At 73.3% G+C, this 22,199-nt stretch carries 22 protein-coding genes; 19 read left to right on the top strand and 3 right to left on the bottom strand.

Going from position 1 to position 22,199, the window contains the following annotated elements; all coding sequences use genetic code 11:
* Nucleotides 1-67 precede the first annotated feature (67 nt).
* The gene (locus ABZ783_RS20210; protein ID WP_357440346.1) at nt 68-574 is read right to left on the bottom strand and encodes a MarR family winged helix-turn-helix transcriptional regulator; all 507 of its coding nucleotides are present in this window, start codon (nt 572-574) and stop codon (nt 68-70) included.
* 177 nt (nt 575-751) lie between these two features.
* Between ABZ783_RS20210 and ABZ783_RS20205 the strand changes: the two genes are divergently transcribed.
* The 4 genes from ABZ783_RS20205 (at nt 752) to ABZ783_RS20190 (ending at nt 4,346) form a co-directional block, all read left to right on the top strand.
* Nucleotides 752-1,861, top strand: a complete 1,110-nt coding sequence (locus ABZ783_RS20205; protein WP_357440343.1) for an enolase C-terminal domain-like protein — start codon at nt 752-754, stop codon at nt 1,859-1,861.
* A 98-nt stretch (nt 1,862-1,959) separates the two neighbouring features.
* Nucleotides 1,960-2,844 carry an SPFH domain-containing protein gene (locus tag ABZ783_RS20200; RefSeq protein ID WP_357440341.1) on the top strand — a complete coding sequence of 295 codons (885 nt, stop codon included), beginning with the start codon at nt 1,960-1,962 and terminating at the stop codon, nt 2,842-2,844.
* 43 nt (nt 2,845-2,887) lie between these two features.
* Nucleotides 2,888-3,235: a PadR family transcriptional regulator gene (locus ABZ783_RS20195; RefSeq protein WP_357440338.1), complete on the top strand. Its 348-nt coding sequence runs from the start codon at nt 2,888-2,890 to the stop codon at nt 3,233-3,235.
* Nucleotides 3,236-3,275: 40 nt separating this feature from the next.
* The gene (locus ABZ783_RS20190) at nt 3,276-4,346 is read left to right on the top strand and encodes a hypothetical protein (protein WP_357440335.1); all 1,071 of its coding nucleotides are present in this window, start codon (nt 3,276-3,278) and stop codon (nt 4,344-4,346) included.
* 61 nt (nt 4,347-4,407) lie between these two features.
* Here the strand turns inward: ABZ783_RS20190 and ABZ783_RS20185 are convergent, their stop codons facing one another.
* Nucleotides 4,408-5,253 (bottom strand): anti-sigma-D factor RsdA, encoded by an 846-nt coding sequence (locus tag ABZ783_RS20185; RefSeq protein WP_357440333.1) that lies wholly within the window; start codon nt 5,251-5,253, stop codon nt 4,408-4,410.
* On the bottom strand, nt 5,250-5,828 hold the full coding sequence (gene shbA, locus ABZ783_RS20180; protein WP_357440330.1) for an RNA polymerase sigma factor ShbA: 579 nt from the start codon (nt 5,826-5,828) through the stop codon (nt 5,250-5,252). The genes ABZ783_RS20185 and shbA overlap by 4 nt, the downstream gene beginning before the upstream one ends.
* Before the next feature lie 166 nt (nt 5,829-5,994).
* On the opposite strand from shbA, the gene ABZ783_RS20175 reads away from it, so the two are divergent.
* From ABZ783_RS20175 to ABZ783_RS20105, 15 genes are all read left to right on the top strand, one after another.
* Entirely contained in the window at nt 5,995-7,014 is a 1,020-nt protein-coding gene (locus tag ABZ783_RS20175; RefSeq protein ID WP_357440327.1) for an ABC transporter ATP-binding protein, read from the top strand.
* On the top strand, nt 7,011-7,781 hold the full coding sequence (locus tag ABZ783_RS20170; RefSeq protein ID WP_073834518.1) for an ABC transporter permease: 771 nt from the start codon (nt 7,011-7,013) through the stop codon (nt 7,779-7,781). Before ABZ783_RS20175 ends, ABZ783_RS20170 begins: the two co-directional genes overlap by 4 nt.
* A 10-nt stretch (nt 7,782-7,791) precedes the next feature.
* A complete protein-coding gene (locus ABZ783_RS20165) occupies nt 7,792-8,586 on the top strand; it encodes an ABC transporter permease (RefSeq protein WP_338013282.1) in 795 nt (264 codons plus the stop codon).
* A gap of 2 nt (nt 8,587-8,588) precedes the next feature.
* Nucleotides 8,589-9,884: an MCE family protein gene (locus tag ABZ783_RS20160; protein ID WP_357440323.1), complete on the top strand. Its 1,296-nt coding sequence runs from the start codon at nt 8,589-8,591 to the stop codon at nt 9,882-9,884.
* A complete protein-coding gene (locus ABZ783_RS20155) occupies nt 9,881-10,915 on the top strand; it encodes an MCE family protein (RefSeq protein WP_357440321.1) in 1,035 nt (344 codons plus the stop codon). The genes ABZ783_RS20160 and ABZ783_RS20155 overlap by 4 nt, the downstream gene beginning before the upstream one ends.
* Nucleotides 10,912-11,895 (top strand): MCE family protein, encoded by a 984-nt coding sequence (locus ABZ783_RS20150; RefSeq protein ID WP_357440319.1) that lies wholly within the window; start codon nt 10,912-10,914, stop codon nt 11,893-11,895. Before ABZ783_RS20155 ends, ABZ783_RS20150 begins: the two co-directional genes overlap by 4 nt.
* On the top strand, nt 11,895-13,145 hold the full coding sequence (locus ABZ783_RS20145) for an MCE family protein (RefSeq protein WP_357440317.1): 1,251 nt from the start codon (nt 11,895-11,897) through the stop codon (nt 13,143-13,145). Before ABZ783_RS20150 ends, ABZ783_RS20145 begins: the two co-directional genes overlap by 1 nt.
* Nucleotides 13,146-13,221: 76 nt before the next feature.
* The gene (locus tag ABZ783_RS20140; RefSeq protein ID WP_357440315.1) at nt 13,222-14,634 is read left to right on the top strand and encodes an MCE family protein; all 1,413 of its coding nucleotides are present in this window, start codon (nt 13,222-13,224) and stop codon (nt 14,632-14,634) included.
* Complete coding sequence (locus ABZ783_RS20135) at nt 14,631-15,866, top strand: MlaD family protein (RefSeq protein ID WP_357440313.1); 1,236 nt, start codon at nt 14,631-14,633, stop codon at nt 15,864-15,866. Before ABZ783_RS20140 ends, ABZ783_RS20135 begins: the two co-directional genes overlap by 4 nt.
* A gap of 23 nt (nt 15,867-15,889) precedes the next feature.
* A complete protein-coding gene (locus ABZ783_RS20130) occupies nt 15,890-16,708 on the top strand; it encodes a hypothetical protein (protein WP_357440311.1) in 819 nt (272 codons plus the stop codon).
* Between the two features lie 18 nt (nt 16,709-16,726).
* Complete coding sequence (locus ABZ783_RS20125) at nt 16,727-17,230, top strand: hypothetical protein (protein WP_357440308.1); 504 nt, start codon at nt 16,727-16,729, stop codon at nt 17,228-17,230.
* Nucleotides 17,231-17,392: 162 nt separating this feature from the next.
* Nucleotides 17,393-18,298: a hypothetical protein gene (locus tag ABZ783_RS20120; RefSeq protein ID WP_357440305.1), complete on the top strand. Its 906-nt coding sequence runs from the start codon at nt 17,393-17,395 to the stop codon at nt 18,296-18,298.
* A gap of 199 nt (nt 18,299-18,497) precedes the next feature.
* On the top strand, nt 18,498-19,718 hold the full coding sequence (locus ABZ783_RS20115) for an MFS transporter (RefSeq protein ID WP_357440302.1): 1,221 nt from the start codon (nt 18,498-18,500) through the stop codon (nt 19,716-19,718).
* 244 nt (nt 19,719-19,962) lie between these two features.
* The gene (locus tag ABZ783_RS20110; RefSeq protein WP_357440299.1) at nt 19,963-20,724 is read left to right on the top strand and encodes a DeoR/GlpR family DNA-binding transcription regulator; all 762 of its coding nucleotides are present in this window, start codon (nt 19,963-19,965) and stop codon (nt 20,722-20,724) included.
* Nucleotides 20,725-20,779: 55 nt separating this feature from the next.
* On the top strand, nt 20,780-22,150 hold the full coding sequence (locus ABZ783_RS20105) for a sugar ABC transporter substrate-binding protein (RefSeq protein ID WP_357440297.1): 1,371 nt from the start codon (nt 20,780-20,782) through the stop codon (nt 22,148-22,150).
* The last annotated feature ends 49 nt before the right edge of the window (nt 22,151-22,199 follow it).

The following is a 22,199-nucleotide window of genomic DNA, read 5'->3' as shown; positions in this document are numbered from 1 at the left end:
TACAGCCATCATTGCACTGTGCCAGCATCTCGGCCAGGCCCTGACGCATAACCGGTAGGCGGCGCGGTCAGGCCTCGGCCTCCGCCGGGCTGTCCACCGCGGCGACGCCCAGCCACCACTCCTGCTCGGGCAGCTCACCCGCCGCCGTGGCGAACGCGGTCAGCGCCTCGGTCACCGTCGGCTGCCAGTACGCCGAGGTCGCGGCGACGATCCGAGACAGCTCCGCGCGCCGCCGACGGATCACCTCCTGCACCAGGGCCAGCCCGGCGGGGGTGAGCCGCAGCCGCACCACCCGGCGGTCGCTGCTGGAGCGGGACCGGCGGACCAGGCCCTTGCGGATCAGACGGTCACACATCCGCGTGCCGGTCGACGGGGCGACCTGGAGTTCGGCGGAGATGTCGACGGCGCGCTGGGGTCCCCGGGTGGCCAGCACGACCAACGCCCGAAACTGCGGCAGGGTGACCTCGGCGTCGAGGCCGGCCAGCGAGCGGGCGGCGAGGCCCACGAACGCGCGGCTGGCCGCCATCAGCGCCTCGACGGCCGCCGTTTCGCTGTCGCCGGCGGGTGATTGCATCCCGCCATCATTCCAGCAGGGCGGTAGCCCGTCGGGCGACGCCGGGGGCGGGCGCCGGCGGGTTTGCTTCCGGCGATCCGCGGTATCTCCGATCCATGCAGCGCATCACCTCCGCAGTCCTGGTCTCCCGGCGCGTGGACCGGAGTCCTGCCGTGCCATCGGGTCGGGAGGCCCGCCGTGCGGGGTGACTCCGTGCTCGACCGGGTGACCGCCGCGGCGTACCGGATCCCCACCGACGCCCCGGAAGGGGACGGCACCGCGGCCTGGAGCGCCACCACACTGGTGCTGGTCCAGGTCAGCGCGGGCGGCGAGGTGGGCACCGGCTGGACGTACGCGGCGGCCGCCGCCGGCGAGCTGGTCACCGAACTGTTGGCCGGGGTAGTGACCGGGCGCGACGCGCTCGACGTCCCCGGCAGCTACCAGGCCATGCAGGCGGCCGTGCGCAACGTGGGCCGCCCCGGCGTCGCCGCCTACGCCATCTCCGCGGTCGACGTGGCGCTGTGGGACCTCAAGGCCCGCCTGCTGGGGATCCGTCTGGCCCGGCTGCTCGGCCTGGCCAGGGAAACCGTGCCGGTCTACGGCAGCGGCGGCTTCACCACCTACGACGAGGCACAACTACGGGCCCAGTTCACCCACTGGGTGCACGAGCAGGGCATCCCGCGGGTGAAGATGAAGATCGGCGAGTCGTGGGGGACCCGCGTCGAACGCGACCTGGCCCGGGTCGGCACGGCCCGGCAGATCATCGGCCCGGACGCCGAGCTCTACGTCGACGCCAACGGCGGCTACCAGCGCAAACAGGCGATCCGGGTGGGGCAGGCGCTGGCCGACCAGGACGTGCGGTGGTACGAGGAGCCGGTCTCCTCAGACGACCTGGCCGGCCTGCGGCAGGTGCGCGACGCCGTCCTGCCCGACGTGGCCGCCGGGGAGTACGGCTATCACCTGCCGTACTTCGCCGCCATGGTGCGGGCCGGCGCGGTGGACTGCCTGCAGGTGGACGTGTCCCGGTGCGGCGGCATCACCGAGTGGCAGCGGGTGGCCGCGGTGACCGCCGCGGACAACCTCCAGCTCTCCGGCCACTGCGGCCCGCACCTGCACCTCGACGTCGCCGCCGCGACGCCCAACCTGCGGCACCTGGAGTGGTTCCACGACCACGTCCGCATCGAGTCGATGTTGTTCCAGGGCACGGTCACGCCAGAGCCGGGCGGCCTGCTGCGGCCCGACCTGTCCGTGCCCGGGCACGGGCTGCGGTTCGACGAGTCGGCGGCGGCGCCATACCGGATCGGGTGAACCCGGCGCGTCCGCGCCGTGATCGGGCAGGACTGAACGGCGCCGGAACGGGTAGGCCCGGCGCCGGGAGGCGGGCGCCTCCGGGATTGAGGGGGACCATGGCAGTCGCCGCCATCGTCGCAGTGGTGATCGTCGTCGTGCTCGCGCTGATCGTGCTGTCGCTGAGCGTCCGGCTGGTGCAGCAGTACCAGCGCGGTGTCGTGTTCCGCTTCGGCCGGGTGCTGGACCGCATCCGCCAACCCGGGTTCCACCTGATCATCCCGGTCGCGGACCGGATGGTGCGGGTCAGCATGCAGACCACGGTGATCGGGGTGCCGGCACAGGGCGTCATCACCCGCGACAACGTCACGCTCACCGTCGACGCGGTCGTCTACTACCGGGTGGTCGACCCGGTGAAGGCCCTGGTCAACGTGCGGGACTATCCGGCGGCGGTGCTCCAGGTGGCGCAGACCGCGCTGCGGTCGGTGATCGGCAAGGCCGACCTCGACACCCTGCTGCGGGACCGCGACAAGATCAACGCCGAGCTGAAGGCCGTCATCGACGCGCCCACCGAGAAGCCGTGGGGCCTGCTCATCGAGCGGGTCGAGGTCAAGGACGTGTCGCTGCCCGAGGGGATGAAGCGGTCGATGTCCCGGCAGGCCGAGGCGGAGCGGGAACGGCGCGCGCGGGTGATCGCCGCCGACGGTGAGTTCCAGGCCTCCCGCCGGCTCGCCGACGCCTCGCGGGCGATGGCGAACACGCCTGGGGCGTACCAGTTGCGGTTGCTGCAGACGGTGGTGGACGTGGCCGCGGAGAAGAACAGCACGCTGGTCATGCCGTTCCCGGTGGAGCTGCTGCAGTTCTTCCAGGAGTACGGGCGGCGCACCCGCGAGCAGGCGGCGCCCGGTGGGCCGGGGCGGACAGAACCGGCCGAGGCGCTCGGCCCGACCACGGAGGGCGTCGCCGCGGCGGCCGAGGGGGACGGGCACCGACCGCAGCGCTGACCGGGACAGCGCATATACCGGTAATCTGTATATCCTTGTTGCCATGAGCGACAGTCCACTGCGGGAACCCACGTTCCTCGTCCTCACCGCGCTGGCCGAGACACCCCAGCACGGGTACGCCGTCATCGAGGACGTGCGACGCATCTCCGAGGGCCGCGTCCAGCTGCGGGCCGGCACCCTCTATGCCGTCCTCGACCGGCTGCGCGCCGACGGCCTCATCGAGGTCGACCGCGAGGAGGTGGTGCAGTCCCGGCTGCGCCGCTACTACCGGCTCACCGCGCTGGGCGCGACCCGGCTCGCCGACGAGGTCGCCCGGCTGCGCCGCAACGCCGACGCCGCAGGCCGGCGGCTGCGCCGCGCCGGCCTGCTGCCCGAGGGAGGCGCCGCATGAGTAGCACGCGGACCATCAGGCTCGGCAGCGGAGCGGCGGCGTGAGCGCCGGCGGGCTGGAGCGCCGCTACCGCCGGCTGCTCGCCGTCTACCCGTGGGAACACCGCCGGGCGTACGAGGAGGAGATGCTCGCCGTCCTCCTCGACGGCGCGCGGCCCGGCCAGACCCGCCCGAGCGCCGGGGACGCGGTCAACCTGATCGGCGCCGGCCTGCGGGCCCGGCTACGGGTGAGCGCACGGGGGTTCACCGAGCCGGCCTGGGCCGACGCTGCCGCCGTGACCGGCGTCCTGGTGGCGTTGCTGCTGCTCGCGGCCGCCGGCAAGAGCCTGCTCGAACAGGTGGTATCGGACCCGTCCCTGCCGCCGCGGCTCGCGCCGGGCGGTCCCGATCTGGTCGACTGGCTGCGCGTGGCGGGTTGGGCGGCGGTCGGCCTCGCCGCCCTGATCGGGCTGCGCCGGGTCGCGGCCGGACTCGCCTGGGCCGGGGTCGTCGGCTGGCTGGTGCTGGTGGGGCCGGGCATCACCGGCCAACCCAGCTATGTGATCGACACCCTGCCTCAGTTCGCGCTCGCCCTGGTGGCGGCCGCCGCGCTCACCGTGCCCGCGCCGCCCCGCCGGGCGTTGGCGGTGCTGGGTACGCGCCGGCTGGCGGTGTTGCTGCTCGCGCCGCTGGCGGCGGTGGCCCTCCTGGCGCTGAACCGCGCGACCCGCCCGGCCTTTACCTCCGGGCCGGTGTCCTACCAGCGTCTCTACGAGCTTGAGGCGAGCAGTTCGACCGTCGTCTGGCTCTACGTGGCCGGGTTCGCCGTCGCCGGGCTGGCCGTCCTGGTCAGCCTGGCCACGCTCGCCCCGGGGGTACGGCGGCGTGTCGCCGTCATGCTGGCGCCGGTCGCCGCGCTGGCCCTGCTCATCGACACCGCGCTGGCCGGCTGGGCGGCGTCCACGATGCACATGGGGCACGTCATCCCGCTGGTGCCGGCACAGTGGGCAGCGCTGGTGCTCACCCCCGCGGTGACCTTCCTCGCCGGGGTGCTGCTGGTGCGCCGCCGCGAGGAGACGCTGCGCATGGTGGCCCTGGGCCGGGCCGCCGACCGGGAACGGCCCACCGCCTGAGCCGCCGCCGGTGGCCCCGTGCTCAGGCCGGGGCCACCGGCGGCCGTTGGCCGGACTTCGATCAGTCGAGCAGGCCACCGGTGGGTAGCGGCAGTCCGGGCAGCCCGGGCAACAGGGGTGAGAGGCTGGGCGAGGGCGGCCGCGGCGGCTTGGGCAGCGGCAGCAGACCACCGCCGTTGCTCACGGCGCCGCCCGGCGTGATCGAGGCCGGCGGCTGGGACGGCCCGGGCGGCGGAGCGACCGTGCCGGTGCTGGGGCGAGTGGCCGGGGTGGTCGGGACGACGCCGGGCATGGGAGAGACCGGCACGGCGGTGGGCAGGAGCTTTGCCCGCTCCGCGGTGAGGTCCCGCCCGAGCACGTCGAGGTCGACGCGCAGTCGGGCCGCGCTCGCCGGGTCGGTGACCTGGTCGAGTTCGCCGTGCGCCTGGTCGACGAGTGCCTGGGCCTCGTCGAACCGGTGCTCGGTCAGGGCCGTGCGGGCCCGCGTGATCGTGTCCTCGACGTCCCGTATCTCCGCCTGCTGCGGGTAGAGCAGCCTGGTCAGCGACCACAGCGGACTGCCCGGCTCGGCGTTGCGACTGCTGATCCCGAGCCCGGACGCCAGGGCCAGCAGCGCGACGGCGGCCGCCGCGAGACGCACCGCCCAGGGGCGGGGTCGCCTGGTCCGGGCCGGACGTACCGGAAGTGGCGTGGGCTCGACCGGGTCCGCGGCCGGCGCCCCTGGACGGACCTCGGCCGGTTCGGGGACGCCGTCGGCGATGTCGGCCCGCCAGGCGGCGAGCAACTCGGCCAACTCCTCTCCGGCCGGCACCGGCTCGCCTCGTCCCAGCGCGTCGAGCAGCGCATCGTCGCGGGCCAGGATGTCCAGATCCACCGCCTCGCCGCCGTCCGGCGTCCGCCCGCTCATGCCGCCACCTCGTCCAGGGAACCCCCGGCAAGGGTACGGAGCCGGGCGAGCGCGCGAGACTGGGCCATCCGTACCGCCGCCGCCGTCATCCCCACGATGGTGCCCACCTCGTCGGCGGACAGGCCCACCGCGACGCGCAGCAGGATGATCTCCCGCTGGACGTCGGGCAGCCGGTCCAGCAGGGCGGACAGCCGCCGGGCCAGGTCGGTGGCCAGCACCTGCTGCTCCGGCCCGGGCGCGGCGTCGGGCTGATCCAGCGGGGCGTCGGTGGGGGTGACGGCCGCGTCCCGGATGGCCGCGCGTTGGGCGTCGGCGACCTTGTGCGCGGCGATCCCGTAGACGAAGGCGGCGAACGGGACGCCCTGCTCGCGGTAGCGGGGGAGCGCGCGCAGCACCGCCACGCACACCTCCTGGGCCACGTCGTCCGCGGTGGTGTACGCCCCGCCGACCCGCCCCAGGCGGGCCCGGCAGTAACGGACCAGGCCGGGGCGCACGTCGGTGAGCAGTGTCGCGGTCGCCGCCGGGTCGCCCGCGGCGGCCCGGCGGACGAGATCTGGCTGCTGGATCACTGTCATGAGCTCGCGAGGCACCTTCATTACCGGCGGGTTAACCGGCACGCTATCGAGCCTTGCTCAATTTTCCTAGCTCACGGTTTGTGACCAACCCACGCCGGAAAGAAGTTTGTTGCGTTCTCCACGGTCACGCCGATGTGTCAGGCAGCGACGGAGAGGGGAGGGATCAGTGGGCGTCGAGGTCGCCGTGCAAGGGCTGACCAAGTCGTTCGGCGGGCAGCCGGTCTGGTCGGACATCACCCTGACCCTGCCCGCCGGGGAGATCTCCGTCCTGTTGGGACCCTCCGGCACGGGAAAGTCGGTCTTCCTCAAGACACTGGTCGGGCTGCTGCGGCCCGACCGGGGTGCCATCCTGATCGAGGGCAAGGACCTGCCGCGGCTGTCCGAACGCGAGCTGTACGAGGTACGCAAGCTGTTCGGCGTGCTGTTCCAGGACGGCGCCCTGTTCGGCTCGATGAACATCTACGACAACGTGGCGTTCCCGCTGCGCGAGCACACCCGCATGTCCGAGTCCCAGATCCGGGCCGTCGTCACCGAGAAGCTGGACATGGTGGGCCTGGTCGGAGCCGAGAAGAAGCTGCCCGGCGAGATCTCCGGCGGCATGCGCAAACGGGCCGGCCTGGCCCGTGCGCTCGTGCTCGACCCGCAGATCATCCTCTTCGACGAGCCGGACTCCGGGCTGGACCCGGTGCGCACCGCCTACCTCAACCAGCTCATCATCGACCTCAACCAGCGCACCGAGGCGACCTTCCTGATCGTCACCCACGACATCAACACCGCCCGCACCGTGCCCGACAACATCGGCCTGATCTACCACGGCCACCTGGCCATGTTCGGGCCGCGAGAGATGCTGCTGTCCAGCACCGAACCGGTGGTCCGGCAGTTTCTCAACGCCCAGCGGATCGGGCCGATCGGCATGGCCGAGGAGAAGGACGCCGACGAACTGGCCGCCGAGGCGGAGTCCGGGGTAGAACTGCCGCCGCTGCCGCCGATCCCACTGCAACTGCAGCCGTCGGACGGGCTGCCCCGCCGGGCCGAACGCCCACCCGGGCAGTGGTGCCGCGAGCACGGCGTCACCCCGCCGCCCGGCTCGTTCGAGGGCCTCCGGCAGGTGGAGCGACCGACCATCGACCTGGCGCAACACCTCACCGGCGACCCGGGCAGGCACGGCCGGGAGGTGGCCCGATGAGCGCCCCGACCGCCGCCGTCCGCCGCTCCGGTGAGTTCTTCGCGTTCTGTCTGGACACCCTGCGCGGGCTCGGCCGGCGGCCAGTGCAGGTACGCGAGTTCGTCCAGCAGGCGTGGTTCATCAGCTCGGTGTCCATCCTCCCGGCCGCCCTGGTCTCCATCCCGTTCGGTGCGGTCATCGCCCTCCAACTCGGCTCGCTGGTCCGCCAGCTCGGCGCGCAGTCGTTCACCGGCGCCGCCTCGGTGCTCGCCGTGGTCCGCGAAGCCGGCCCGATCGTCACCGCCCTGATCATCGCCGGCGCCGGCGGCTCGGCGATCTGCGCCGACCTGGGCTCCCGGAAGATCCGCGAGGAACTCGACGCCATGCAGGTCCTCGGGATCGACCCGATCCACCGCCTCGTGGTGCCCCGGGTGCTCGCCTCGATGCTGGTCGCCGTCCTGCTCAACGGCCTGGTCAGCGTCGTCGGCGTCACCGGCGGGTACGCGTTCAACGTCGTCCTGCAGGGCGGCACCCCAGGGGCGTACCTGGCCAGCTTCCAGGCCCTCGGGCAACTGCCCGACCTGCTGGTCGGCGAGGTCAAGGCGCTGCTGTTCGGGGCCACCGCCGCGCTGGTCGCCTCCTACAAGGGGATGACCGCCAAAGGCGGCCCGAAGGGCGTCGGCGACGCGGTCAACCAGAGCGTCGTCATCACCTTCATGCTGCTGTTCGCGCTGAACTTCGTCGTCACGGCCGTGTACTTCCAGGTCGTACCGCAGAAGGGAAGCTGACGTGGCCGTGCTGCGCTACCTGGACGACCTCGGCGGGCAGCTCGCCTTCCACCTGCGCGCCCTCGCCTGGGCGCCACGCACCCTGCGCCGCTACAAGCGCGAGGTGATCCGCCTGCTGGCCGAGGTCAGCTTCGGCACCGGCGCACTCGCCGTGCTCGGCGGCACCGTCGGCGTGATCTGCTTCCTCACCTTCTTCACCGGCACCGAGGTCGGGCTGCAGGGCTACCAGGCGCTCGACCAGATCGGCAGCAGCGCGTTCACCGGGTTCGTCTCCGCGTACTTCAACACCCGGGAGATCTCGCCGCTGGTGGCCGCGCTGGCCCTGTCCGCCACGGTGGGCTGCGGGTTCACCGCCCAACTCGGCGCGATGCGGATCTCCGAGGAGGTCGACGCGCTGGAGGTGATGGGGGTGCCGTCCCTGCCGTTCCTGGTCACCACCCGGATGATCGCCGGCTTCATCGCGGTCATCCCGCTGTACGTGATCGGCCTGCTCTCCAGCTACCTGGCCACCCGCACCATCGCGGTCGTCTACTTCGACCAGTCCGCCGGCACCTACGACTACTACTTCCACCTCTTCCTGCCCCCCGGGGACGTGCTCTGGTCCTTCGGCAAGGTGCTGGTGTTCAGCGTGATCGTGGTGCTCGTGCACTGCTGGTACGGCTACACCGCCCAGGGCGGGCCGGCCGGCGTCGGCGTCGCGGTCGGGCGGGCCGTGCGTACCGCCATCGTCGCCGTCAACGTCGTGGACTTCTTCCTGTCCCTGGCCATCTGGGGCGCGACCACCACCGTCCGGATCGCGGGGTGACCATGCGACACCGTGTCCTCGGCATCGTCTTCATCGCCCTGCTCACCGCGGCGCTGACCGGGTCCGTGCTGCAGTACCGCAAGGCGTTCACCCCGGTCGACCGGGTCACCCTGCACGCCGACCGCGCCGGCCTTCACCTCCTCGAGGGCGCCGACGTCAAGGTACGCGGGGTGGTCGTCGGCGACGTCCGCTCGGTCCGCAGCGACGGTGGCGGCGCCGTCATCGGCCTCGCGCTCGACCCGGCCAGCACCGGCCGGATCCCCGCCGACGTGACCGCCCGGCTGCTGCCCAAGACCCTCTTCGGGGAGCGGTACGTCGAACTGGTCCCGCCGGCGGGCAGCACCGCCGGACCGATCCGTGACGGCGCGGTCATCAGCCAGGACCGCAGCCGCACCGCCGTCGAGCTGGAACGCGTGCTCGACCAGGCGCTGCCGCTGCTGCAGTCGATCCGCCCCGACCAACTCGCCACCACCCTCGGCGCGATCTCCACCGCCCTGCAGGGACGCGGCGACCAGCTCGGGGCGAACCTCACCCGGCTCGGCGCGTACCTGCGGCAGCTCAACCCGGAACTGCCCACCATCGCCGAGGACCTCCGCAAGCTCGCCGTCGTGCTGGACAGCTACGACGCCGCGCTGCCCGACCTGCTCGCCCTGCTGCGCGACGTCACCGTCACCGCCGGCACCGTCAGTGACCAGCGCACCCAGCTCGCCGCGTTCCTCGCCGACACCACCGACACCGCCGACACCGCCCGGGGCTTCCTGGACCGGCACGGCGACCAGCTCATCCGCCTCGGCGAGGTCAGCCGGCCGGTGCTGGAACTGCTCGCCACCTACGCCCCCGAGTACCCCTGCCTGGTCAGCGGGCTGGTCGCCCTGCAACCCCGGGTCGAGGAGGTCTTCTCCGGCGGGCGGATGCACATCACCCTCGAGGTCACCCGCGACGGCGGCCCCTACGAGCGGGGCCGCGACGAGCCGGTCTACGGCGCCCAGGACGGCCCGAACTGCCGGCACCTGCCCGACCCGCCGATGCCCGCCCCGCAGGTGCCGGTCGCCGACGGCTACGACTACCGGGGCATCCGTACCCCGCCGCTGCTGCCCGTCGGGCTGCCCGCCGCGTCCGGCGGCGCAGCCCCGGCCGCCGCCTCCCCGGCCATGGGCCAGGCCGGCACCAGTGCGGAACAGGCCCTGGTCAAACCCCTCGTCGGTGGGCTCACCGGCACCCCGCCGGCCGAGGTGCCGGACATCGCGGTGCTGCTCTGGGGGCCGCTGCTGCGCGGAGCGGTGGTGAACGCGCGATGACCGGGAAGACGACCCCCGCGCTGGTCAAACTGGTGATCTTCGCGGCGGTGACGCTGCTGGCCACCGCGCTGCTCGCGCAGACCCTCGGCGCGTTCCCGCCCGGCGGGGTGGCCTACCGGGCCCGGTTCACCGACGTTACCGGCCTGCTGCCCGGCGACGACGTCCGCATCGCCGGAGTGCGGGTCGGCAAGGTCAGCGACATCGCCGTGGTCGACGACAGCGTCGCCGAGGTCACCTTCACCGTCGACCGGGACGTGCCGGTGGCCACCAGCGTCCGCGCCGCCATCCGCTACCGCAACCTGGTCGGCCAGCGCTACCTGGCGTTGACCGAGGGACCGGGCGACGGCCGGCCGCTACGGGCCGACGGGCTGATCCCGCTCACCCAGACCAAACCGGCGCTGGACCTGACCGTGCTGTTCAACGGGTTCCGGCCGCTGTTCACCGCGCTCAACCCCGACGACGTCAACAAGCTCGCGTACGAGATCATCCAGGTGCTGCAGGGCGAGGGCGGCACCGTCGCCAGCCTGCTGCGTCGCACCGCCTCGCTGACCAACACCCTGGCCGACCGGGACGCCGTGATCGGCCGGGTCGTCACCAACCTCAACCAGGTCCTGGCGACCCTGGCCAGCCACGACCAGCAGTTGGACGAGAGCGTCACCCAGCTCCAGCAGTTCGTCTCCGGGCTGTCCGCCGACCGCACCGCCATCGGCGAGGCGCTGGTCAGCCTCGGCGAGCTCACCGACACCACCGCCGGGCTGCTGCGCCAGACCCGGCCGCCGCTGGCCGCCGACGTCCGCGCCCTCGGCGACCTCGCCGGCACCCTCGACCGCAACTCCGCCGTCATCGACGCCACCCTGGGCCGGCTGCCGCAGCGCTACGAGTCGCTGACCCGGGTCGCCTCGTACGGCTCCTGGTTCAACTTCTACCTCTGCGACTTCGACGGCCGGGTGGCCGTCGCCGGCCAGCCGCCGCTGACCACGCCCGGCGTCAGCGCCACCGCCGCCCGCTGCGCCACCGGAGGCAGCCAGTGAAACCCTTCCGCGAACGCAACCCGGTCGTCGTCGGCGCCGTCGGGCTGGCCGTGATTCTGGCCGCCCTGCTCGGCGCCTTCCAGCTCGACCGCCTCGCCGCGCTCACCGGCCGCAGCTACCAGGCCGCGTTCCACGACGCCAGCGGACTCGCCACCGGCAACGAGGTCCGGGTGGCCGGGGTGCGCGTCGGCGTGGTGACCGCCGTGGAACTCGCCCGCGACAGCCAGCCGTATGTCCGGGTCCGCTTCCGGCTCGACGACGACGGCGTACGCCTGGGCCGGGACACCGGCGCCACCATCCGGATCAAGACCGTGCTCGGCCAGAAGTACCTCGCCCTGTCCCCGGCCGGACCGGGCAAGCTGCCCGAGCACGCCCAGATCCCGCTCGACCGCACCGCCGCCCCGTTCGACGTGGTCCAGGCCGTCACCGGGCTCGCCGACACCCTCGACAAGGTCGACACCGACCAGCTCGCGCAGGCGTTCACCACCCTGTCGCAGACCTTCGCCGACACCCCGGCCAGCGTCAGCACCTCCCTGACCGGGCTGTCCCGGCTGTCCCGCACCGTCGCCAGCCGCGACGCCGAGCTGCGCACCCTGCTCGCCCGCGCCCGGGACGTCACCGGCGTGCTCGCCCAACGCGACGAGGAGTTCCGCAAGCTCGTCACCGACGGGGAGAAGCTGCTCACCGAGGTCAGCCGCCGCCGGGACGCCATCCACCAGCTCCTCGTCGGCACCGACCAGCTCGCCACCCAGCTGTCCGGGCTGGTCGCCGACAACCGCACCCAGCTCGAACCGGCCCTGCGCAAGCTGCGCGACGTGGTCGCCGTCCTGCAACGCAACCGCGACGACCTGGAGCAGACCATCAAGCGGATGGGGCCGTTCGTCACCGCGTTTGCCAACGTGGTCGGCAACGGCCGATGGTTCGACTCGTACGTCGACGGCCTGCTGCAGCCGTACCTGCCCACGACGGGAGGACGCTGATGCCCGGTCCGGTCCAGCGCTGGCGGCGCCCGCTCGCCGCGGCCACCGTCCTGCTTCTCGCCGGCGCCGTCGGCGCCGTGGTGTGGCGGCACGAGACACCCCAACGGCGGGTCGTCGCCTACTTCACCCGCGCGGTCGGCGTGTATCCCGGCTCGGACGTCCGGGTGCTCGGCGTCCGCGTCGGCGAGGTCGAGAGGGTCGTCCCGCAGGGGCGCACCGTCCGGGTCGAGATGCGCTACGACCCGGCGTTGCGGTTCCCCGCCGACGCCCAGGCCCTGATCGTCCCGCCCAGCGTGGTCAGCGACCGGTACGTGCAGCTCACCCCGGCGTTCACCGGCGGATCCGCGCTCGCCGACGGCGCCGAGATCCCGGTCGGGCGGACCGCCGCGCCGATGGAGATCGACGACATCTACCGGGCGCTCGACGAGTTCAACCGCACCCTCGGGCCGACGGGCGCCAACGCCGACGGCGCCCTGTCCGACCTGGTCACCACCGGCCGGGCCAACCTGGAGGGCAACGGCGCCAACCTGCACGACACCCTCGACGGGCTGTCCCGCGCGCTGACCACCCTCTCCGACGGCCGCGGCGACCTGTTCGGCACGGTGGCCAACCTGCAACGCTTCACCACCACCCTGGCGCGCAGCGACGAGCAGGTACGCCGCTTCCAGCAGCAGCTCGCCGATGTCGCCGAGCAGCTCGCGGGGGAGAAGGAGGAACTGGCCGCCGCGCTGCGCAATCTGGCCGCCGCGCTGGCCGACGTGACCACCTTTGTCCGGCAGAACCGGGCCGCGCTCACCTCCAACGTCACCGCGCTGGCGGACATCACCCGCATCCTGGTCCGTCAGCAGCAGGCCGTCGTCCAGATCCTCGACGTGGCCCCGCTGGCGCTGAGCAACCTCAACCTCGCGTACAACGCGCGCTCGGGGACGCTGGACACCCGCGACAACCCGCTCGGCCCGTACGACCCGGCCAGCTTCGTCTGCTCACTGATCGTGGACCAGCTCCCCGCCGCCGAGGTGCCGGCGAAGTGCACCGCGCTCGCACAGACCCTGCACTCCCGCAACCTGCCCCTGACCGACCAGCTGCGCAAGCTGCTCAAGCTGCCGCCCGGCGCCCCGGTGGCCGGCGGGTCCCCACCGGGCTCCATCAGCTCCCCCGGTGCGCCGACCGCCGACGAGGCGCCGGGCGGCTTCCCACCCACCACCACGAGCGACCCGACGCTCGGCGGCATCCTGCGAGGCAGCGCATGAGCGAGCGCCAGCGAGTGAATCATCGGCACAGCGCCGTGGTGCTTCATGACGGCGCCGAGCGGAGCGAGGTGGCGGCATGAGCATCCGGCTGCTCCGCCTGCTGGCCGGCGCGCTCGCGGTGGCGCTGCTGCCCGCCGGCTGCGGCCTGCCCGAGGTCGCGGACCTGCCGCTGCCCGGCGGCAAGCCGGCCGGCGACGGCTACACCATCAACGCCGAGTTCGCCGACGTGCTCGACCTGGTGCCGCAGGCCGCCGTCAAGGTCGACGACGTCACCGTCGGCAGCGTGGAGAAGATCTCCCTGTCCGGCTGGCACGCCCGGGTCCGGCTGCGCATCGACCGCGGCGTGCGGCTGCCCGCCAACGCCACCGCCGCCGTACGGCAGAGCAGCCTGCTCGGTGAGAAGTACGTGACGGTGGCCCCGCCGCCCACCGAGCCCGCCCGCGGCCGGCTCGCCGACGGCGACCTCATCCCGCTGTCCCGCACCACTCGCGGCGCCGAGGTGGAGGAGGTCCTCGCCGCCCTCGGACTGCTGCTCAACGGCGGTGGCCTGGCCCAGCTGCGGACCATCAACGAGGAGCTCGGCAAGGCGCTCGCCGGCCGCGAACCCGCCCTGCGGGACACCCTCACCCAGCTCGACACCTTCCTCGCCGGGCTCGACCGGCAGAAGGCCGACATCGTCCGCGCCATCGACGCACTGGACCGGCTGACCGGCCGCCTCGCCCGGCAACGCCAGGTCGTGGGCAATGCGCTGGACTCCCTGGCGCCCGGGCTGACCGTCCTGGCCCGGCAACGCGTCCAGCTCACCAAGGCGCTGACCGCCCTCGGCCAGCTCGGCACGGTCGGCACCCGGGTGGTCGAGCGCAGCCGGGCGGACACCGTCGCCGCCGTACGCTCCCTGCAACCGATCCTGGAGCAGCTCGCCCGGGCCGGCGACGACCTGCCCAAGTCGCTGGACTTCATGCTGTCGTACCCGTTCCCGCCGAACGTCACCGGCGCCATCGTGGGCGACTTCGTGAACCTGTCCGTCACCGCCGACCTGGACGCCGCCAGCATCCTGGCCAACCTGGTGGCCGCCGCACCCGCCCCGGCCCAGCGGAGCCGCCCCGCCTCGGGCGCCAAGGCACCGACCGCGCCCCGGTCACCCGGCACCGGCCCGAACCGACCCGGCGACAAGCCCGGCGGCATCCTCCCCGAGCTGCCGCTGACCGGGTGCCTGCCGGATCTGAAGAACTTCCCGGCCATCTTCACCCCACCCGAGGAGTGCGGACTGCCGGAAGGCTGCCAGCTGCTCAAGCCCGGCTCGACGGTGCCGCTCGGCGGGCTGCTCCTGCCCAAGGGCCTCGTGCCGGCCGGCACGGCGTTCCCCGCCGGCACCGAGCTGCCCGCCGGCACCGTGCTCACCGCCCAGTGCGTGCTCCCGGTGACCGGGGCTGTCGTCGGCCAGCTCGGTGGTCTCACCGACCTCCTCGGAGGAGGGCTGATCAAGTGATCGGACGCACCGCGAAACTCCAGGTCCTCGCCTTCGTGCTGGTGAGCCTCCTCGGCGTCAGCTACGTCGGGATCCGCTACGTCGGCCTCGGGGACCGGCTGTTCGGCACCGGCTACGTCGTCCACGTCGACCTCGCCCGGGCCGGCGGCCTGTTCGCCAACGCCCCGGTCACCTACCGCGGCGTGCCCGTCGGCCGGGTCACCGCCGTCGCGCTGCGCGCCGACGGGGTCCGCGCCGACCTGCGGATCGACCGGGGCGTACGCGTGCCCGACGCGCTGCGGGCCGTGGTCACCCAGCGGTCCGCCGTCGGCGAGCAGTACCTCGACCTGCGCCCCGACCGCGACGGCGGGCCCTACCTTGCCGACGGGGCGGTGATCCCGGCCGACCGGACCGGCCTCCCGCTCGCCCCGGAGACCCTGCTGACCAACCTCGACGCCCTGGTCCGCTCGGTCGACCCGGACGACCTGAGCGTGCTGATCACCGAACTCGGCACCGCGTTCGAGGGCAACGAGCAGGCCCTCGCCCGGATCCTCGACGCGGGTGACGCCCTGCTCACCGAGGCGGACACCCGGCTGCCCGAGACGCTCACCCTGATCCGCGACGCCCGGACAGTGCTCACCACCCAGGCCGAGTCCGCCGAGGCGCTGCGCCGCTGGTCAGCCGGCCTGGCCGAGCTGGCCGCCGCCATCCGCGCCGCCGACCCGGACCTGCGCCGGCTGCTCGCCACCGGACCGCCGGCCGGCGCCGAGCTACGGGCGCTGCTGCGCGGCCTGGAACCCGACGTCGGGGCGCTGCTCGGCAACCTGGTCACCGTCAACGGCATCGCCGCCCGGCGGCTGCCCGGCATCGAGCAGCTGCTCGTGACGTACCCGATCGCGGTGGCCGGCGGATTCACCGTCACCCCCGGTGACGGCACCGCCCACCTGGGCCTCGTGGTCAACGCCGGCGATCCGCCGTCCTGCGTCTACCGGGGCGGCAGCACCAGGTGCAGCGGCAACGAGCGCGCCGCCGGCGCCAGCGTACGCGGGGCACAGAACGCCCCCCGACCGTCCGGCCGGGAGCCGGCGCCGCCGCCGTCCGACCCAGGGGCGAACGCCGGCTACGACCCGGCGACCGGCCTGGTGCTCGGCTCCGACGGACGACCGCTGCAGTTCGGCGGGACCGGCGGCCAGTACCGGACGGCCGGTGACCAGTCCTGGAAACAGCTGTTGCTCGCCGGGGTGACCCCGTGACCGGCGTACCCGAGGAGGTGGCGATGACCAGCCGCAGGAACACCACGCTGAAAGTCATCAAGGGAGCGTTGGCCGGTGGCCCGTCCCCGGCGCGACGCCGCCTGGTCACCCGTCCCGTGCCCCGTCCGGCCGAGCCGATCGAGCAGGTGCTGGAACGCCTCGACCGGGAGCCGGTGGCGGACCCCGCGCCGGCCGGCGACTTGAAGGTCGTCGACGACCCCGTCGGGGTCGAAGACCCGCCCGACCCCGACGACAAGGCGGCCGGCACCGACACCGGGGCCGACCCGAAGGCGAAGGATGCCGACGCCACCGCGGCGGCCGACGGCGGGCGGGCCGAGGCGGCGCCCGGCACGCCGGGCCGCGGCCGGGCGCTGACCGCGCTGCTCGTCGTGCTGCTCGCGGCCGCCCTCGCCGCCGCCGGCGTCTACGGCCACCGCTGGTACGTCGACCGGGCCACCGACCAGGCCCGCGGCGACGCCGTCGCCGCCGCCCGGCAGGCCGCCGTCAACTTCGTCTCGGTCAGCGCCGCCAGCGTCGACCGCGACCTGCAGCGGATCACAGCCGGCGCGACCGGCGACTTCAAGGACGAGTTCACCCGCGGCCAGGCGCAGGTCCGCACGGCCGTGGTGGAGAACAAGGTCCAGTCGCAGGGCACGGTGCTGCGCGCCGGCCTGGTCTCCGGAGACCGCCGGCACGCGGTGGTGCTGGTGGCGGTCGACGCCACGGTGAAGAACGTGAAGTCACCCGACGGGCGGCCGTCGCACTACCGGATCCAGCTCGACCTGGTCCGGGACAAGGACTCGGGCGACTGGCTGGTGTTCAAGCTCCAGTTCGTCGGCTGACCGGAGGAGGAGACCTCGATGCGTGTCCCGAGCGTTATGCGCCGCCCGCCGCGGCTGCGCCCCGTGCCCACCCTGGTCGTCGCGCTGGTCCTGGTGGCGGCGGTGGCCCTCGCCGCCTGGTACGGCGACCGCCGCGCCGGCCAGCGTGACCAGGCCGTACGCCAGGCCCTGGCCACCGCGCCCGCCGCGGCGAAGGCCCTCTTCTCCTACGACTACCGCACCTTCGACGACAGCATCGCCAACGGCCGCACCTTCGCCACCGGCGCGTTCGCCGACGAGTATGCGCAGACCACCGCCGCGCTCAAGCAGACCGCCACGAACCAGCAGGCGGTCGTGCTGGCCGAGGTGTCCGCCACCGGCGTGGTCAGCGCCGACAGCGACCGGGTGGAGCTGCTGCTCTTCCTCAACCAGTACCGGCGGAACGTGACCACGGCGGGGGAGAAGGTCGACCAGAACCGGGTCGTGCTCACCATGGTCCCGGTCGACGGGGAGTGGAAGGTCGTCAAGGCCACCGCGATCTGACCGGCGGGCTTCCGCCATCGGCGCCGGCGGGACAGCATCGTCGAGCCGTCGCCGGCACCGGCCGGCGCGCAGGTCGCTGCGGGGGCTGACCGCGTTTTCCGCCGGTGTGGCCGGGGTAGGTCCTCACGGGACTGACCCGAACACATGCGTGGAGGCCCTTCGATGAGAGACAACTTCGGCAACGCGGTGGGAGACGCGTTCCGTTCGGTGATGCTGTTCCTGCCCAAGGCGGTCGCCTTCATCGCGATCCTGGTGGTCGGCTGGCTGATCGCCAAGGCCGTGCTGAAGCTCGTGGACAAGATCCTGGAGCGGGTGCACTTCGACCGGGCCGTCGAGCGCGGCGGCATCAAGACCGCGCTGGCCCGCTCGAAGTACGACGCCAGCGATATCGTCGCGAGGCTGGCCTACTACGCGGTGCTGCTGGTCACCCTGCAGCTCGCGTTCGGCATCTGGGGCCCGAACCCGATCTCGGACCTGATCCGCGGCGTGGTGGCGTGGCTGCCCAAGGCGTTCGTCGCCATCGTGATCGTGGTGGTGGCCGCGGCGATCGCCAAGGCGGTGAAGGACATCATCGCCAGCGCCCTCGGTGGCCTCTCCTACGGCCGGGTGCTGGCGAACATCGTCTCGGTGTTCATCCTCGGCCTGGGCGTCATCGCCGCGCTCAACCAGATCGGCGTCGCCACCACGGTCACCACCCCGGTGCTGATCGCCGTGCTCGCCACGATCGGCGGCATCCTGGTCGTCGGCGTCGGCGGTGGGCTGGTCCGGCCGATGCAGGCCCGCTGGGAGAGCTGGCTGGCCCGCGCCGAGGAGGAGCGCCGGATCATCGCCGAGCACGCCCGGGCATACCAGGCCGGGCGGCGGGACGTGGCGGCCCAGCTGGGCAGCCCGTACGCCGAGGCGGAGCGGACCCAGCCGGTCGGCCCGCACGGTGCGGCGGAGCCCACCCAGCCGATGCCGCACGCCGGCACGGCGGCCACCCCGCGGCAGCCCACGGCCGGGCAGGCGGTGGACAACGACGCCACGATGGTGATCCCGCCGGCAAACGCGGAGAAGTTCCGCCGCTGACCGCCCGCGTCGCGACCGGGGTGGGGCCCAGCCGGGTCCCACCCCGGCTTTGCGTCCCGGCGGGGCGGCGGGGACGAGCGGCGCCGACTACCATCGGCGCATGACCTGGCGATGTTGATCCCACCCTGAAGGCCGAGGCCGCGGGCCACCGCGGACACCGCATTTCCGGTGTCCGTCACGTCCCCGTGGGAAGGCCTCCATGCTCATTGTCTCCGCGCGCCGATCCGACGTCCGCCCGCTGGCGGCGGCGCTCTACGCGTACGCGTTCCTCACCGACCTCGTCCTGCTCTACCCGGTCTACGCGCTGCTCTTCGCCGACACCGGACTGTCGGTCGGGCAGATCTCCTCGCTGTTCGTCATCTGGTCGGCCACCGGCATTCTGCTGGAGGTGCCCTCCGGCGCCTGGGCCGACGCGGTCTCCCGGCGGCTGCTGCTCTGCCTCGCGCCGCTGCTGCCCGCCGCCGGCTTCGCCCTCTGGGTGCTCGTCCCGTCCTACCCGGCGTTCGCCGTCGGCTTCCTGCTCTGGGGCGCCGGCGGGGCATTGCGCTCCGGCGCCCTGGAGGCGCTGGTCTTCACCGAACTCGACCGGCTAGACGCCACCGGCCGGTACGCCCGCCTGATGGGCCGGGCGAAGACCGCCGAGATCCTGGGTGTGCTCGCCGCGATGGGACTCGCCGGCCCGGTCCTCGCCCTTGGCGGCTACCGGGCCGTCGGCGCGGCCAGCGTCGCCGCCTGCCTGCTCGCCGCGGTGGTCGCGACCCGGTTCCCCGAGCACCGCCCGGCCGCCGGCGCAAACCCGGCCGACGACGATGGCTCGGCCGACGACGACGGGTCGGACGCCGATCCGGGGTGGCTGGCGAGTCTGCGCGGCGGGCTGGCCGAGGCCCGCGCCGACCGGTCGGTCCGAGCCGCGTTGCTGCTGGTACCGGCCGTCGCCGCGATCTGGGGCGCGCTGGAGGAGTACACGCCGCTGCTGGCCCGGGACACCGGCGTCGCGCTGGACCGGGTGCCGCTGCTGCTCGTGCTGGTGTGGGCGGGCACGACGCTCGGCGGGCTGCTGACCCCGGTGGGGGAGCGGTTGACCACCCGCGGGTACGCGGCTCTGCTCGTGGTCGCGGCGGTGGCCCTGGCCGCCGGTGCCCTGGTTCGCCATCCGGCCGGGTTCGTGCTGATCGGGGCGGCGTTCGGCGCGTTCCAACTCGCCACGGTGCTCGCCGACGTCCGGCTGCAGTCCAGGATCACCGGGCCGAGCCGGGCGACGGTCACCTCGGCCGCGGGGATGGCCACCGACGTGAGCATCATCGCGGTCTACGCCGGTTACGGCGTGGTCGCCACCGCCGCCGGCAACGCCGTGGCGTTCGCGGTGGCCCTGGTGCCGTACCTGGTGGTGGCGGTCTGGCTGGCCGCCCGCCGGACCTGACCCGGCCGGGCGGGGGCCGCAGGCCGGTCCCCGCCCGGCCCGCTCAGGCGGGTCGGGTCGAGATCGGGCAGCGGATGGCGAGAAACGGGCGAGCCAAATGAGAGGTATGCCGGATTAGCCCGGTCTCCGCTGCCCGTTCGGGCGGCATCCCGGGCGGCAAACCCAAGTCATTACCCGAGATGTGACCGTCGTCACGCCCGTTTGGCGGTGTTAGAAACAGAGGCACGAGTCGGGGAGGTGCCAGGTGGACGCAGCGCAACGCAGACACCACATCCTCACGCTGGCCCGCCGGCACGGCGAGGTCGACGTGCAGAAGCTGGCCGCCGACCTGGGCGTCGCCCCGGAGACCGTCCGGCGCGACCTGAGCATGCTGGCCCAGCAGGGCGCGGTGCGGCGCACGCACGGTGGCGCGTACCCGGTGGAGACGGCCCGCTTCGAGACCACCCTGGAGACCCGCACCACCCGGATGGTCGCCGAGAAGCGGCGGATCGCCGCCGCCGCGGTCGAACACGTCGGCGACGCGGAGTCGATCTTCATCGACGAGGGCTACACCCCGCAGCTGATCGCCGAGGCGCTACCCACCCACCGACCGCTGACCGTCGTCACGGCCTCGCTGCACACCGCCGCGGCGCTGGCCCACTCACCCACCCTCACGGTCCTCCTGCTCGGCGGCCGCGTCCGCGGCCGCACGCTCGCCACCGTCGACCACTGGGCCACCGCCATGCTCGCCGGCTTCGTCATCGACCTCGCCTTCGTCGGCGCGAACGGGATCTCCCGGGAACACGGGCTGACCACGCCCGACCCGGCCGTGGCCGCGGTCAAGGCGCAGGCGATCGGGGTGGCCCGGCGGGCGGTCTTCGCCGGCGTGCACACCAAGTTCGGCGGCCACAGCTTCTGTCGCTTCGCCGACGTCGCCGACGTCGACACCATCGTCACGGACACCGCGCTACCGGCGTCCGAGGCACACCGCTACTCGCTGCTCGGCCCCGTGGTGCTGCGCGTCTGAGCGCCCGGCCGATCCGCCTCCACCACAACCCCACCACCACCCATGGAGGTTCACTGTGTCCAGAACACGGTCTCCTCGCCGATGGCGCGGCGCGTTCGCGGTCGCCGTCGCGGCCGGCCTGACTCTGACCGCCTGCTCCGGAGCCGGTGGCGGCTCCTCGTCCGGCCCCGGGGGTGGCAAGACCATCACCGTGCTGATGGTCGGCAACCCGCAGATGGAGGACCTGGCGAAGGTCACCGCCGACAACTTCACCAAGCAGACCGGGATCACGGTGCGGTTCACGATCCTGCCGGAGAACGAACTGCGCGACAAGGTCACCCAGGACGTCGCCACCCAGGGCGGACAGTACGACGTGGCGACGATCGGCGCGTACGAGGCACCGATCTGGGCCAAGAACGGCTGGTTGCACGAACTGAGCTCCTACGCCGACGCCGACGGCGGCTATGACGAGGCTGACCTGCTGAAGCCGATGGTCGCCTCGCTCTCCGGCGAGGACGGCAAGCTCTACGCGGCGCCGTTCTACGGCGAGTCGTCCTTCCTCATGTACAACAAGGAACTCTTCGCGGCCAAGGGCCTGACCATGCCGGAGCGGCCGACCTGGCAGCAGGTGGCACAGTTCGCCGCGACGCTGGACGACAAGAAGGCCGGCGTCGCCGGGATCTGCCTGCGTGGCCTGCCCGGCTGGGGCGAGCTCTTCGCGCCACTGACCACCGTCGTCAACACCTTCGGCGGCACCTGGTTCGAGAAGGACTGGACGCCGAAGGTGAACGCGCCCGAGTTCACCGAGGCGACGAAGTTCTACGTCGACCTGATCCGCGCCCACGGTGAGCCCGGCGCCCCGCAGGCCGGCTTCACCGAGTGCCTGAACACCTTCGGCCAGGGCAAGGCGGCGATGTGGTACGACGCCACCTCCGCCGCCGGCACGCTGGAGGACGCCAGCGCCAGCAAGGTCGCCGGCAAGGTCGGCTACGCGTACGCGCCGGTCAACCGGACGACGTCGTCGGGCTGGCTGTGGGCCTGGGCCCTCGCGATGCCGAAGACCACCAAGAACGCCGACGCCGCCTGGAAGTTCATCGCCTGGGCCACCGGCAAGGAGTACGAGAAGCTGGTCGGCTCCTCCCTCGGCTGGTCCCGGGTGCCGGCCGGCAAGCGCCAGTCCACGTACGAGATCCCGGAGTACCGGCAGTCCGCCACCGCCTTCGCCGACCTCACCCTGAAGTCGATCCAGGAGGCCGACCCGGTCAACCCCGGCCGGCAGCCCCGTCCCGCGCTCGGGGTGCAGTTCGTCGGCATCCCCGAGTTCGCCGACCTCGGCACCAAGGTCTCGCAGGAGGTCTCCGCCGCCATCGCCGGCAGCACCACGGTGGAGAAGGCGCTCGCCGACGGCCAGCGACTGGCCGAGGACGTCGCCAAGGAATACCGGTAGCCGCCGCCGGGGCCGGCCGCCGGACGGCCGGCCCCGGCCACCCCACGAG

The sequence above is a fragment of the Micromonospora sp. NPDC047738 genome (genome assembly GCF_040642675.1).
Taxonomy (GTDB): Bacteria; Actinomycetota; Actinomycetes; order Mycobacteriales; family Micromonosporaceae; genus Micromonospora.
The sequence above is the reverse complement of the archived record's forward strand: the minus strand, read 5'-3'. Positions and strand labels throughout refer to the sequence as shown.

Coding starts and splice junctions, on each gene's coding strand:
- ABZ783_RS20210 (WP_357440346.1), bottom strand. CDS start 574: ATGCAATCACCCGCCGGCGACAGCGAAACGGCGGCCGTCGAGGCGCTG.
- ABZ783_RS20200 (WP_357440341.1), top strand. CDS start 1,960: ATGGCAGTCGCCGCCATCGTCGCAGTGGTGATCGTCGTCGTGCTCGCG.
- ABZ783_RS20195 (WP_357440338.1), top strand. CDS start 2,888: ATGAGCGACAGTCCACTGCGGGAACCCACGTTCCTCGTCCTCACCGCG.
- ABZ783_RS20185 (WP_357440333.1), bottom strand. CDS start 5,253: ATGAGCGGGCGGACGCCGGACGGCGGCGAGGCGGTGGATCTGGACATC.
- shbA (WP_357440330.1), bottom strand. CDS start 5,828: ATGACAGTGATCCAGCAGCCAGATCTCGTCCGCCGGGCCGCCGCGGGC.
- ABZ783_RS20170 (WP_073834518.1), top strand. CDS start 7,011: ATGAGCGCCCCGACCGCCGCCGTCCGCCGCTCCGGTGAGTTCTTCGCG.
- ABZ783_RS20160 (WP_357440323.1), top strand. CDS start 8,589: ATGCGACACCGTGTCCTCGGCATCGTCTTCATCGCCCTGCTCACCGCG.
- ABZ783_RS20155 (WP_357440321.1), top strand. CDS start 9,881: ATGACCGGGAAGACGACCCCCGCGCTGGTCAAACTGGTGATCTTCGCG.
- ABZ783_RS20145 (WP_357440317.1), top strand. CDS start 11,895: ATGCCCGGTCCGGTCCAGCGCTGGCGGCGCCCGCTCGCCGCGGCCACC.
- ABZ783_RS20140 (WP_357440315.1), top strand. CDS start 13,222: ATGAGCATCCGGCTGCTCCGCCTGCTGGCCGGCGCGCTCGCGGTGGCG.
- ABZ783_RS20130 (WP_357440311.1), top strand. CDS start 15,890: ATGACCAGCCGCAGGAACACCACGCTGAAAGTCATCAAGGGAGCGTTG.
- ABZ783_RS20125 (WP_357440308.1), top strand. CDS start 16,727: ATGCGTGTCCCGAGCGTTATGCGCCGCCCGCCGCGGCTGCGCCCCGTG.
- ABZ783_RS20120 (WP_357440305.1), top strand. CDS start 17,393: ATGAGAGACAACTTCGGCAACGCGGTGGGAGACGCGTTCCGTTCGGTG.
- ABZ783_RS20115 (WP_357440302.1), top strand. CDS start 18,498: ATGCTCATTGTCTCCGCGCGCCGATCCGACGTCCGCCCGCTGGCGGCG.